Raw genomic sequence first — 12,974 nt, forward strand, 5'->3', positions numbered from 1 at the left:
GGGGAGGACGACGTCGTCCGGGTTGGGGGCGCAGCGTACGACGGAACACCCCCGCGTCGGCGGGGAGGACCATGCCGGACCGCCCGCGGCCTCGTCGGTCAGCGGAACACCCCCGCGTCGGCGGGGAGGACCCCACCACCAAGGCGTCGGTCCGTTCTCGCGTCGGAACACCCCCGCGTCGGCGGGGAGGACATCAAGGTATTCGACTCGCCCCAGGCCTCGAACGGAACACCCCCGCGTCGGCGGGGAGGACCGCCGCTCACTCACGCCGCAGCGGGCCTGGACCGGAACACCCCCGCGTCGGCGGGGAGGACACTTCGCGACCTGGCCTTCATCCCGGGCTTTGCAACTCCTTTGCCAGTGTGGGACGTCGAGGCGCGGCCGTCATGCGCATCAGGGTGAGGCCGTCGAAATCCATGGGTACGCGACGGCGGGTACCGGCGGTGCGGATTGCGTAGCCTTGTTCTGTGGGGGCGGGGTGGACGAGTACGGCGGCACCGTCGCCGACGACTTCGGTGACCGCGTCCCACAGCTGGTCGCGTACGCGGGCTGAGACCGCGCCGACGAAGATGCCGGGGACGACTTCGGTGGTCCACCTGCTGAGGGCGCCTCGGAGGTGGTCGGGAACGGCGGTGGTGGCGATGACGAGCATGGCAGGCATGTCAGCTGCCTTCTTGTCCGTAGTTGACCCCGGCGGGAAGGACGCCAGTCTTGGGGTCCCATAGGTGGACCATGTCGACATCGTGCCGTTCGGTACGGTCCGCGGTGTCGTCCACCTCGGAGCCGAGCAGCGTCTGGATGTCCTGGACTATGCGGGGCAGGAGGCGGAAGAGGCGGAGTTCTTCGCGGAATTTGCGTCGGGCCTCCTGCTCCGGGTCGGTCGATTGGTGCAAGGAGAAGGCGACTGGCAAGGTCGTCCCGGCCTTGTACAGGTCAGCGAGGTCGTACACGAAGGCGTGTTGGGTGCCGGCGTGGACGAAGCCGAGTGCTGTTGAGCAGCCCAGGGCGAGCAGGGCGGCGTGAACGATGCCGTAGAGGCATGTGTTGGCCGCGGACAAGGCGAGGTTGACGGGGTCTTGTTCCTGCCATTGGTCGGGGTGGTAGTTACGGCGGAAGCGGCCGATACCGTGCTGCTGGGCGAGGATGCGGTAGAGGGCCTTCATGCGCTGGCCTTCCATGCCGCGCAGTTGGGCGAGGGTGATGGACTCGGGCACTTCGTCGCCGAAACGCATGCCGTACATGCGCACGGCGACATCGAGCCGTGCTGCGGGATTGGCCCAGGCGTTGACTTGCTGTTCGAGCCAGTGGGTGGTGAGGGAGTCGGGGAGGATTCCGGCGTAGGCACGAACGCCGCCTGATCCGGTGCAGACGACGCTGGTGCCGTGGCGGGCGAGGGTGGCCAGGGCGCGGGTGGTGACGGAGACGCCGGGTCCGAGCAAGAGGCATGAGACTGCGGCGGTGGGGATGTAGACGGTGTCGGTGTGGTCGTCGTCGACCTGTATCTGGGCGCAGACGCCGGTGTCGTCCTGAACGACGCGGACCATGTCCAAGTAGAGGAAGGACAAGGAGTCGGCAACACGCGGCAGCATGGCCAGGGTCGGGGCGGCGAGGCGTTTGCGGGCATCGCCGCCCCTTCTCGGGGCGCTCACGCGGATGTTGCGGGGGCGAGGCTCAGCAAGCCGGCACCGTAGGACTTGCCTCGTCCGATGCCTGCCAGGAGAGCAGGGGTGAGCGTGTCGGGGTCGATGACGGTGGCGGTGCCGTCGTAGCGGATGAGGCTGTGCCGCATGGCCGCGGCGTCCTTTCCCCGGGGGCGAACCGGTCGCAGGGGGGTGGGCAGCAGTGTGTGGAGGTCCAGGCCCGCCTCGGCAGCGCGGCGGGTCCACCACTGGTCGGCCTCGGCCCCGGTGAGCGGAACGATCTTGCCGCGCTTGTTCTTGTGCTCCAGGGGCAGTCGTTCGCGCTTGGCGGGGTTGACGGTGATGCGGTAGCGGACAGCAAGTCCCTTGCGTAGAGCGGCGAACATGGGGGCCAGGTCTTTGACCTCCGTCTGGCCGTAGCCGGCGGGCAGACGGTCTGGGGCAAGGGAGGTTGTGGCCTGGACGAGGAGCGTGCTGGCGTGCTCGGTCTCGTCGATTCGGAAGAGCAGTCCGGTGTCCTGACGCGGGGTGTCGCCAAGGTCGTCGGGGACCATGCGCATGAGGGTCTTGTGCATCTGGGTGGCATCGCGCAGATCGCGCTGTACTTCGCGGCTGTGCGGGTTGAGCCGGATGCGGGCGAGGGCCGCTTCGGTACTCACGCGTCCTCCTCCTTGGCGTAACTGATGAGCCGTTGGTGCAGGGTGGCTTGGTCGGACCGCAGGGCTTCGGGTAGTTGCTCAGTCGTGCGATACAAGAGGCGTTTGCCGTGGCTGCGACTGTGCTGGGCGAAGCTGACCGGGACGTCGTTGGCGGTGAGTGTGACAGCCCCGTCGGGCAGTTGGTCTCGGTGGTACTTCTCCCAGAGGAAGTCCACCGAGACGCCCGTCGTCTCGGGCGGTCGGTGCTGGTCGTCGGCCTCGTGGACGCTCAGGGGCACCCGTTCCATGAGTTCGCGCACGGGGTCGTCCACGGATGCACACAGCAGGAATGGCTCGTCGGGGAGGCAGGAGCGCCGCCCCAAATAGGGGGCCCAGTACGGCTGGTCGAGGGCTGCGGCGATGCGCGCAATCTCGTCGTCGGGTCCGGCGACGGCGACAATGAATACGGCGTCAGCCAGGTAGTGGCGCCGGGTAATCACGGCATCGCCCTTGTGATCGCCGCCGCTGGTGGCGGCGGTCAGGTGCTTGGGCCGTCCGCCGCCGACGGTGTGGTAGTCGATCAGTCGTACGCCGGGCCGGTCGATGCGGACAGTGAACTCCAGTCCTTCGTATCGAGCGAGGCCCTCCTCGTCGCGGCCGCGGCCGTGGGCCGCGCAGAACATGCCGATCAGTCCTGAGCGTGTGGGGAACGCGGCGCTGTCGCGGACTGGGGTGAACGCCGAGCGCTCGCCCCAGGACTGAAGGGGACCCGCCAGCCGGAGCAGCAGTCCGCTCACTGTTCATCCCCGGATTCGGGCAGGGCCACGTCCACGGCCGCCTCGATCAGGTCGGGGAAGGACTCGTACGTCTTGCCGATGCCCTCGAGAGATGTGCTGGTGATGCCCGCGTGGCCATGGAAGGGCCGGTTGCGGTTGCCCGTGAGCCGGTTGATGTCCTGCGCGTACGCGGCCAGGGCCTGACGCGAAGGTCCGGAGAAGCCGCCCGCGCGATCGGCCGTGACGGGGGTCTCGAAGGCAGCAGCCATGGAGATGGGCCGCTGGGTGCGCACAGCGAGGTAGGCAAGATCGGGGATGGTGTGCGGGGCGGTGCTGTTCTTCTTTGCCTGCGGCAGCGACATCAGGAACTGGTCCGCGAAGGACGCGAGGACGGTCCGGACCGCCTTGCGGTCGTCGTCCAGGTTCTTCAGCAGGTCGGTGACATTGACCGAAGCGAAACGGTAGAAGACGCCGGCGCTGAATTCGGCCGTGTCCAGGTGGCCGCTGCCCGTATCGGCCTCGCCGAGCCAGTCGTCCACAGCAGTGAAGTAGTCGCGCTGCGGCTCGCTGGCGTGGGTGGTGAAGGCGTGGGCGACCTGGGCGGCACCGTCCACGTTGGCGCCGGGAAGCTCGGCGAGCATGCGGCCCAGCAGGCTGATGGAGGCAGTGCGGCGCTTGAGGATCTCCTGAATTCGGGCGGTGGGCAGCAGAGCGCCGGGGTTCTTCTTGCCCTGCCCTTTCTCCAGTACCTCGCGGTTCTCCGAGCACACGGCGGTCAGCTCCTCGATACCGCTCTCCGGGAGGAAGAGCAACACGGAAGTATGTCCGGCCGCCTCAGTCTTCAGCGGCTTCTTGACCGCGCTCGTGGCGATCTGAGACCCGGCGAACTCGGCCAGCTCGGACGGCCATCCATCCCGTTCCAGCGCTTCTTTGACCTTGATGGGCACCAGACGGGTGCGGGCGGCTTTCTCTCCGAGATCCTGCTCCACGCCATGGCGAATCGCGCGCTTCCAGGATTGGCTGGAAACTCGGATGCGTGAGGCATTGCCGTACTTCACGGTTTTCGGCGAACCAAGATCATCACGGTTGAGATTAGCTGCCGGCACCGACTGAATGGCGCTGAAATCGACGAACAGTGACATTACTCGTTTTCCTCCTGCGAGTCGTTGTGGTCTTCGAGGGTGCGCGTGCGGAAGTAGCTCTCCAGCCAGCGCGTGGCGATACGGTCCCGGTCGCGGTTCCACCACGAGAGGTCGTCGAGCAAGATGGCCCAATCGACCGTCACGCCACGGTTCAGCACGTGCTGAACCAGAGAGGGCAGCCGGGGATGGATCGCATCGCTGCTCTGGCGTGCCATCAGATGCAGATCGCCCTCAGCCGAACCAGGCTTGAGAGCCTTTCTGTTCACTACTTCGGCAAGCGAAGCCCCCAGGTTGGGCCGCTTCCACCAGTCCTGCACTGCCGCGCTGCCGTCGGCGACTGCTTCCGCGTCGGCGTCGCGCGCGCTACGCGGCCGCCCGGCGATCAGCGCCGCAACGGCATAGTGCGCACGGCGGACATCAGGGTGCTGCCTCTCAGGCAGACGCGGCACGAGGTAGCGGTGCAGGTAGTTGCAGCGCTCGAACGGCAGACCAAGCCCGGTGCGTAGATCGGCCCGCACCTTATTGTCCTTACACAAACCGAGGACATAGCCGACGAAGACATCGTGGCGCTCGATCTGCTTCTGTTTCGCCGATTTCGTCGCCATGGGGATAGAAGACATTTCAGCTCCCTGGATAATTGGGGCCGGAATTCCGGTCAGGCAGCACAGCTCGGATCGAGGCACGAGCGCGGATTCTGGCTCTGGCCAGTCGCACGTCGGCACGGTCGGAGCCGATCGCCTCATCGAGAGCGACGAGTGCGGCCTCTACGAATGAACCGTGCGGCGGGGTATCGCACTGCTCCGGGGTGACCAGCCGCCAGAACTCCCGCTCGGCGACGGGCCAGTAGTAAGCGAGCGCCTTGTTGGCCCACGGCCCGGGCTTCTTGGGGTCCAGCTTCACCTTCGCCGACGGGTCATCCGCCGGATCGGTCGTCAACTTCCAGGCGAGCCGGGCCGCGTACTGGAGCCGGTCCCCGACCTCCTCAGCGGCCTGGTGGCAGCGCGCGACGTACAGGGCCATCCGCTCATTGACGTCCGCTTGCCAGTGCAGCACCGGCGGCGTGGTCGCCTCGTACCAGCTGGTGTCGCGCTGCTGTCCGTCCTGATCGAACCCGTACGCCCGCACGCGCAGGGTCGGCCGGAGCAGGGGCGGCAGGTGCTCGAACGCGCTCGGCCACTGTGACTGCCCATCGCCTTTCAGTAGCAGCGCATCCAGGTCACGCCAGACAGCGCGCTGCCCGTCAGCGGGGCGAGCGAAGGGGGCGCCGCCAGTCTTGGGCATGTCCAGCACGACGTACGGGTCCGCGGCAGTTGGCGCGGGCTCGTGGGTGGACCAAGTCACGTACGCATCAGTGACCTCGGTGCGGTCGGCTGAGGGCTCCAACAGCACGGCGTGTCGCGCCCGGCCCGTGAGCAACCGTCCAGGCCAGGTCACTGCCGGGAGCGCGTCCAGGGGGTCGGGAAGAGTCGCCTCCTCCCATGGGCACCGGTCTTCACTGTCAAGGTCCACGCTGTCGGTGGGCGCGGGCACCGCGAGGACCAGCGTGGTGAACAATTCAGGCGCCCAAACGTGGAAGGACACGCTCTTGCGCAACGGCCCCGCGTCGCCGTTACCCGGCTTATGCGAGGTAATCCGGCGTGGCGTGCACTGGCCGGAGGGGCCGTAGTACAGCTGCGCGATCAGATGCCACGCTGCTTCCTCTGCCGGGATCGAAACGGGCGCGCCGTCGGTGAAGTGGCCGAACAACACAGCCCCGTTGACGCCGGTGGGGCGTCCAAGCACCAGCTTGTTCACACCGGACGGGTTGGGATTCCCCTTGGCATCGACGCACTCGGCACGCAACCGCGGATCCTGCAGGAAGGGCCGCTCGGCGTCGAAGAGATCGAAGCGTCCGGGAGGCACCTCTTTGTCGAAGTAGGCGTCCACCGCATCCGTATCGAACCGGCTCCGTGCCAAGACCTTCGTGCGCAGTACGAACCAGTCATCGATGTCGTCGGCCAGATCCTCGCTCCCAAGCCTCACACCGTCGTTGTGCGCGATCCGAGCCGTCAGCGCGGCCAGGATGCGCAGCAGACCGGATGCAGCCGGAGGCACCGGCAGTTCCAAGTCCTCGATCTCATGCGCCCGGTGGAACAGTTCCCGCAATCCCACCCGCACCGACCTCCCGGCCAGCCGTACCGGAATCCACGGCTCGTCCCTCAGATCGAACCCGTCCGTCACCGCTCCCCCTCCCGTGTCAGCAAACCTCGTTCAAGACATGACGGTGCCCCTCGCGTCACCAGAGGAGACCCGCTACCAACAGCGAAGCAGGCACCACTGACAACGGCCGCCGCGTCGCGCTTGCCTTGCAGTACAGCAGGCGCCTGAGCGCCTGTCAGGTGAATGGAAGAAGCCGAATGGGACAGGTGCCATTTGACGCCTCGTCATGGCCTCGGTACGGTCCGTGCTGACCAAGAGGCGTTGAAGCTCCGCTGACTCAGTCCGCTGAAGTGGTGCCGCGCCCTACAACCGAGGAGGGGTCCATGAGCTCGAACCCAACTGTTCCAGCGCTACCTTCACGCGGGTTTACATCTAGCCATCCGCTGACCTTGATTACCGTGATCGTCCTACTGGTACTCGTTCTTCGGCCTGACGCCGCTGTGGGCGCCACGTGCGGCGCTGTACTCTTGGCTGTCTCCGAGGCGTACCGTCGGCTGAGTCGCTAACTGGCTGACCACGTGTGCGCGGCGGCGTCCGCAAGCACGTCGGCGAACGCTGCCACGAGCACTCCTCCTCGCCGATGCGGGGGTGTTTCGCCGAATGGGACAGGGTTCTTGTCCTAGGTGCCGAGTTTCCCCGCCGATGTGGGGGTGCATGCGAGACCGTCAGCCTTGACGCCTCACTCACGCACCAGTCCCAACTCCTCATCCAGCCACATGCGTTCACGGCGAACCGGGACTCCCTGCACCTGCCCATTGCGCACCGGCTGCTTGAGGACGACGAGGTCGTCGAGCATCGGGTGATCGGCCCATGATTCCGGAGGACGGTGGAGTTTCTCTTCTCCCTGGAACCAGTCCGCGCGGACCGGGATCGTCTTGCCCATGACGGTGCGTACATCGTTGATCGCCAATCGACCGTCCATGCCAGGCTCCGGCAGGGGCTCCGAGCCGTGCAGGTCCAACGTGACGGTGCCGTCCTCGTGTTCGTACACACACAGCAGACGGACCGAGTCCGCCCCGAGCCGGGTCGCGGCCTCCCACTCGTCCTCTGTGCCCTGCTGGTGATGCAGGGCACGGAGTTCAGCGACTTTCCCTGCCCGAGGGATGACGAGAACTTCCCCGACGCTTCGCTGCGCGAGGTTCTCACCGGTGTAGGCCGACCAGGCCGCCGACTTCGCCGGGTTCTCCCAGTCGAACCGGTCCTTACGGTCACCGTGCACCTCTTCGACCAGGCACTGGACATCACCTGGAATGGAGATGGACTGCGCCCCGCGCTGCGCCAGCACCTCTGAGGTCTCCAGCAGCAGGAACTCCGCGTACACCGTCCCCCACTGTTTCGGTACGGCTCCCTGGCCTGCCAACGGATCGAGTACGACCAGCCGGGGCCCTGTCTCGGCAGCCCAGGCGGGGCGCGGCCGGCCTCCGGGCCGTCCGCGCTCAGCCCACCAGCTCTCGTGCCGCCAGCACCGGCCGGCGCGTTGCAGCAGCAGCGCCAGCGGAGCCAGGTCGCTGATCACCACATCGGCATCCAGGTCGAGCGACTGTTCCACAACCTGCGTGGCCACGATGATCCGTCGTTCCGGCCGCGGCCCCGTGCGCCCCATCCCAGCGGTGACGCCCTTCGTCCGCGCCTCTCGCACGTCGCCAGGAAAGCGCGCATGCAGTAGCTGCAGTTCCTCGTCCAGCAAGCCCTGGTCCCCGAATCGACTGCGGAGCCAGGTATACGTCTCTTGGGCGTCGGCCACCGTGTTGCACACCACGAGCGCGCAGCCACCGTCGCCCGTGACGACCGGCGTGAGATGTCGCTCGATGACCGTAAGCCTGTTCCGGTCGCCGCCAGCGGAACCATGAACGACAGGCTCCACCTTGACCTGGAGTTCCATCGCTCGCTGGACGGCTTGCTCCTTCTGACGGGCCTCGGAGATCTCGGTGCAGTAGATTTCGGTGCCCGCCGCACCTTCGGCGTCGACGTACAGCCAGCCCGGATACGACGCCTTGAACGAACGCCCTCTGAGCTCGCTACGCCCGCGCCCGGCGCCCATCAGGTACTCCTTGATCAGCCGGTCGCTGACCGAGGCCGGGAGGGTCGCAGACAGAAGGATCACCGGAACTCCGTAGGCGCCCAGCCAGTTCAGCAGCCGCCCCAGCAGAACCTGCATATACGGGTCGTACGCATGCGCCTCGTCGACGATGAAGGTCTTGCCGGACAGAGCCAACAGCCGCAATGCGTTGTGCCGTACCGGCAACACCGACATGAGTGCCTGATCCACCGTGCCGACCGCGTACTGGGCGAGCAAAGGCCGCTTGGCGCCGCGCAGCCACTGTCGGGGCCGCATCTGCGCTTGGTGGCGAGCCGTGCCTGTGTCCCCGCACTCCTCACCGTCGCAGACCAGGACCTGCGGCCCGCCGCTCAGGGCGTCATCAGCGTAGGCGCTGCTCAGCCAGGCCATACTGTGCGTCAGCGTCAGGCTGGCGCCCTGCGCATTCTGACGGGCCAAGACGCCGGCCACGCGGCCGTGCATCTGGTCGCTGGTGGCCATGGTCGGCAGCAGGAACGCAAATCCCCGCGTTCCGAAGACCGCAGACATCGCCCGCTCCGCCTCGAGAGCTGTCTCGCTCTTACCATCACCCGGCGCTGCGGTGACCAGCAAAATCCCCGCTCCGCTGCGATCTGCGCGCTTACCGGACATGGCAACGGCAAGCTCCTCGGCGACGGACCGCTGCAGGGCGTTGGGCTCCCCGTCGATCCCGTACGCCTCGGCGAAGTCCTTGCGTTCCAGCGCGACCGGCAGCAGGCCGGCATCGTGCGCCAGCGTCTCGGCCTCCACGCACGACTCGGCGAAATGCCGCTCGAGGGAGGCATCCAGCCGCCGCTGCCGCCGCCGGAGGTAGTCCTCCTGGCTGACCAACCAGTCCGCGAGGATCACCACCCCGGTCACGAGGACCGCTGCGGGGGCCTTGAACTTCTCGGGGGACCGGGGCTCGCCGAGAACCTGGAACACCGCCGAGGCGTGCGCCGTACGCTGCCGCGCCCATGCGGCTCCGCCCATCAGAGCTTGGTAGAGGGGCCCGTCAGTTTTCTCGCGCCCCAGCCTGTAGAACCGGCCGTGATGCCCGCCGATGATTTCCGCGATCCGGTCGATGGCTCCCCTCCCGGACATGTCATCCGCGAACCCGAGTGCAGCGAGCACCGTCGGCGCCACCGCCATTCCAGCCACGTCGTGCTGGAGCTTCTCGACACCGATGTTCCCCGGATCTTGGGCAAGCGTCTTACTCAGCCGTTCTCGGCCTCGGGCATCACAGAATTGAAACCCGGACAGCTTGCCGATGTCGTGCAACCCCGCACACAACGCCACGATCGTCCGCGCCCGTTCAGGATCGTCTGCCAGCCCCAGTCCAGCGGCTATGCATCGACGCTGGTTGTCCGAGAGGTAGCGGTCCCAGAGCCACAAGGCCATAGCAGCGGCATCAAGCAGATGCCGGACTAGCGGATACGGCGGAAGCACCGGATCGAGGCCACGCGCCTTGCCCCACACCGACTCGTCCGGCGCCTCATACGGCCTGCGCATCATCGAGCAGCCCCCTCAACCTCGTTCCGGTCTACCTCCTTTGACCTAACCAGACAGCACTGACAACGCACTGGTGTTGCGACGTATACGGTGAGTTCGTGGCTACTCTCTGCATCATGAGCAACTTGGTAATGAACTCGCAAAGCGGTCGCTAAGCGGCAGGTCAGGAAGTGTCTTCCCCGCCGACGCGGGGGTGTTCCGGTCCTGTAGCTCGTGCATCGCGGCGAGGAACGGTCTTCCCCGCCGACGCGGGGGTGTTCCGGTGGCCGGCCAGTCCATCTACGTGCAGGACGGGTCTTCCCCGCCGACGCGGGGGTGTTCCGGCCGCCACCCCACCCGTCCTTCGACGCTCCAGGTCTTCCCCGCCGACGCGGGGGTGTTCCGGTGTTTGTTCGTCCACGGTACTGCTGGCTGGAGTCTTCCCCGCCGACGCGGGGGTGTTCCGTCCGCACCTTTGCCGAGGTACCGGAGCGTCAGGTCTTCCCCGCCGACGCGGGGGTGTTCCGGTGCTTGCCCGGTTCGCCCAGCGGTTCAACGAGTCTTCCCCGCCGACGCGGGGGTGTTCCGTCCTTCGGTGGCGGGCCGGGCCAGAACACGAGGTCTTCCCCGCCGACGCGGGGGTGTTCCGCTCCTCGGCGACCAGCGCATGGTCGTCACCGTGTCTTCCCCGCCGACGCGGGGGTGTTCCGACAGCGTTCCGCTTTTGGTGCACGGAGACCTAGTCTTCCCCGCCGACGCGGGGGTGTTCCGCCTTACCCAGTCCCTGTCCATGGCCCTCATCAGTCTTCCCCGCCGACGCGGGGGTGTTCCGAAGTTCGACACCCTCCGCAACGAGGAGATCGAGTCTTCCCCGCCGACGCGGGGGTGTTCCGCCAGCCGCTATCAGGCGGAGTGGCGCATCACCGTCTTCCCCGCCGACGCGGGGGTGTTCCGCGGGTCAAGCGGCAGGGGCAACGCCCGAAGAAGTCTTCCCCGCCGACGCGGGGGTGTTCCGCCTTCGGATGGATGCTCGGTGACCTGGCCGCTGTCTTCCCCGCCGACGCGGGGGTGTTCCTGTCGCGGGGTAGGTGCAGGGCCCGCTCCCCCCGTCTTCCCCGCCGACGCGGGGGTGTTCCGCTGCCGGAGGTAGTGGCCCTGGCATAGGCGGTGTCTTCCCCGCCGACGCGGGGGTGTTCCGTCATCGTCACGGAGCGGATTTGCGGCTATCCGGTCTTCCCCGCCGACGCGGGGGTGTTCCGTTCGCCGGAGGGGGTAGGTGCGGTGTGCGGACGTCTTCCCCGCCGACGCGGGGGTGTTCCGTCGGTCAGCGTTGCCGACGGGTGCGCCTCGCCGTCTTCCCCGCCGACGCGGGGGTGTTCCGCTGCACGCGGAATGGAATCCGGAGCTGAAGCTGTCTTCCCCGCCGACGCGGGGGTGTTCCGTCGGCTCTCAAGTCGCTGGCTGGCCGCGGCGGGTCTTCCCCGCCGACGCGGGGGTGTTCCGATCCGGGCCCGGCTGCGGTGGATGGCAGGCCAGTCTTCCCCGCCGACGCGGGGGTGTTCCGGTAGGGCGGCCCTCGGTCGTGTCGCCCAGCCAGTCTTCCCCGCCGACGCGGGGGTGTTCCGTCCAACGACGCAGCCGAGAAGCTCGTCGCCGCGTCTTCCCCGCCGACGCGGGGGTGTTCCGTCGACGCCAAGACCGCGGTCGGCCGCTTCACCGTCTTCCCCGCCGACGCGGGGGTGTTCCGGAGTTCCACGCCGACTACGCCGACCGGATCAGGTCTTCCCCGCCGACGCGGGGGTGTTCCAGCTCCCGGAGCGCCCTCCCACGGGGCCGTGGTCGTCTTCCCCGCCGACGCGGGGGTGTTCCGTTCCTCATCAGCCGCAAGCCCTACGCCGTCGAGTCTTCCCCGCCGACGCGGGGGTGTTCCGTCGGACAGCTCAAGCGGCAGTGTGAAGCGCAGGTCTTCCCCGCCGACGCGGGGGTGTTCCGGAACCGGGCTCGGCGAACAACCCGCTGCGCACGTCTTCCCCGCCGACGCGGGGGTGTTCCGTCATCAAGGGGCAGCGGACAGCTCATGCGCGGGTCTTCCCCGCCGACGCGGGGGTGTTCCGGTGCTTCCGCCGATCTGGACCGTGGTGCTGCCGTCTTCCCCGCCGACGCGGGGGTGTTCCGGCCCCCTCGCCGTCGAAGGCCTCGTCACCGGCGTCTTCCCCGCCGACGCGGGGGTGTTCCAGTCCGCCGCCGCCCGAGTTGTAGTTGGCCGGCCGTCTTCCCCGCCGACGCGGGGGTGTTCCGTTCGAGGCCGCCATCGACGCAGCCACCGAGTCGTCTTCCCCGCCGACGCGGGGGTGTTCCGCTCCACTACCTCGGCACCGCCTACACCGACCGGTCTTCCCCGCCGACGCGGGGGTGTTCCGCCGGCCGCGAACTCCAAGGTCGACGACTGGCGGTCTTCCCCGCCGACGCGGGGGTGTTCCGTCCTCCTCGCCGAACCCGAACGCCACTCGGCGGTCTTCCCCGCCGACGCGGGGGTGTTCCGTGGCTGGCCATCAGCTTGGCGGACGGTGCGTGGTCTTCCCCGCCGACGCGGGGGTGTTCCGCCAGAGTTCAGCGTCATGGGCGGTCTGGCCGTGTCTTCCCCGCCGACGCGGGGGTGTTCCGCTACGCCAACCGCCCCGCACACCGCATCCGGAGTCTTCCCCGCCGACGCGGGGGTGTTCCGCCAGGGCCGCAGTAGCCGGCCTGGCGGACCCTGTCTTCCCCGCCGACGCGGGGGTGTTCCGTTGTCGGCCACGGCGATGCTCCTTCAGGTGGGGTCTTCCCCGCCGACGCGGGGTGTTCCGGCAAGGCCGGAGAGCTATCCGATCTGGCGGACGTCTTCCCCGCCGACGCGGGGGTGTTCCGTCGTGCCCGAGTTCAAGGACACGCTCGATCGGGTCTTCCCCGCCGACGCGGGGGTGTTCCGCACAACGGCTCCGGGTTCGCGGCCGACCGCTTGTCTTCCCCGCCGACGCGGGGGTGTTCCGCGA

At 68.0% G+C, this 12,974-nt stretch carries 8 protein-coding genes and 1 CRISPR repeat array (1 of these 9 running past the window's edge); all 8 genes read right to left on the reverse strand.

Features of this window, described 5'->3' with window-relative positions:
- A CRISPR array of direct repeats spans window positions 1-314; the repeat unit is 29 nt; unit sequence CGGAACACCCCCGCGTCGGCGGGGAGGAC; it begins 630 nt to the left of the window's first position.
- 17 nt (window positions 315-331) lie between these two features.
- The 8 genes from cas2e to cas3 all read right to left on the reverse strand — a co-directional run bounded on the left by cas2e (window position 332) and on the right by cas3 (window position 9,930).
- Window positions 332-661, reverse strand: coding sequence for a type I-E CRISPR-associated endoribonuclease Cas2e (gene cas2e / locus ABD357_RS35520; RefSeq protein ID WP_344395379.1), 330 nt, complete (start codon window positions 659-661; stop codon window positions 332-334).
- 1 nt (window position 662) lies between these two features.
- Window positions 663-1,589: a type I-E CRISPR-associated endonuclease Cas1e gene (gene cas1e / locus ABD357_RS35525; protein ID WP_344395513.1), complete on the reverse strand. Its 927-nt coding sequence runs from the start codon at window positions 1,587-1,589 to the stop codon at window positions 663-665.
- 56 nt (window positions 1,590-1,645) lie between these two features.
- Window positions 1,646-2,299: a type I-E CRISPR-associated protein Cas6/Cse3/CasE gene (gene cas6e, locus ABD357_RS35530; protein WP_344395380.1), complete on the reverse strand. Its 654-nt coding sequence runs from the start codon at window positions 2,297-2,299 to the stop codon at window positions 1,646-1,648.
- The gene (cas5e, locus tag ABD357_RS35535) at window positions 2,296-3,075 is read right to left on the reverse strand and encodes a type I-E CRISPR-associated protein Cas5/CasD (RefSeq protein WP_344395381.1); all 780 of its coding nucleotides are present in this window, start codon (window positions 3,073-3,075) and stop codon (window positions 2,296-2,298) included. The genes cas6e and cas5e overlap by 4 nt, the downstream gene beginning before the upstream one ends.
- On the reverse strand, window positions 3,072-4,196 hold the full coding sequence (gene cas7e / locus ABD357_RS35540; RefSeq protein WP_344395515.1) for a type I-E CRISPR-associated protein Cas7/Cse4/CasC: 1,125 nt from the start codon (window positions 4,194-4,196) through the stop codon (window positions 3,072-3,074). Before cas7e ends, cas5e begins: the two co-directional genes overlap by 4 nt.
- The gene (gene casB / locus ABD357_RS35545) at window positions 4,196-4,816 is read right to left on the reverse strand and encodes a type I-E CRISPR-associated protein Cse2/CasB (RefSeq protein WP_344395382.1); all 621 of its coding nucleotides are present in this window, start codon (window positions 4,814-4,816) and stop codon (window positions 4,196-4,198) included. Before casB ends, cas7e begins: the two co-directional genes overlap by 1 nt.
- Before the next feature lies 1 nt (window position 4,817).
- Window positions 4,818-6,416 carry a type I-E CRISPR-associated protein Cse1/CasA gene (gene casA, locus ABD357_RS35550; RefSeq protein WP_344395383.1) on the reverse strand — a complete coding sequence of 533 codons (1,599 nt, stop codon included), beginning with the start codon at window positions 6,414-6,416 and terminating at the stop codon, window positions 4,818-4,820.
- 658 nt (window positions 6,417-7,074) lie between these two features.
- Complete coding sequence (cas3, locus tag ABD357_RS35555) at window positions 7,075-9,930, reverse strand: CRISPR-associated helicase Cas3' (protein ID WP_344395384.1); 2,856 nt, start codon at window positions 9,928-9,930, stop codon at window positions 7,075-7,077.
- Between the last annotated feature and the right edge of the window lie 3,044 nt (window positions 9,931-12,974).

This window comes from Streptomyces vastus (assembly GCF_039532825.1).
Taxonomy (GTDB): domain Bacteria; phylum Actinomycetota; class Actinomycetes; order Streptomycetales; family Streptomycetaceae; genus Streptomyces; species Streptomyces vastus.

What these genes read in the sequence shown, in the direction of transcription:
- cas7e (WP_344395515.1), bottom strand. Translation starts at nt 4,196, where the DNA reads ATGTCACTGTTCGTCGATTTCAGCGCCATTCAGTCGGTGCCGGCAGCT.
- cas2e (WP_344395379.1), bottom strand. Translation starts at nt 661, where the DNA reads ATGCCTGCCATGCTCGTCATCGCCACCACCGCCGTTCCCGACCACCTC.
- cas1e (WP_344395513.1), bottom strand. Translation starts at nt 1,589, where the DNA reads ATGCTGCCGCGTGTTGCCGACTCCTTGTCCTTCCTCTACTTGGACATG.
- casB (WP_344395382.1), bottom strand. Translation starts at nt 4,816, where the DNA reads ATGTCTTCTATCCCCATGGCGACGAAATCGGCGAAACAGAAGCAGATC.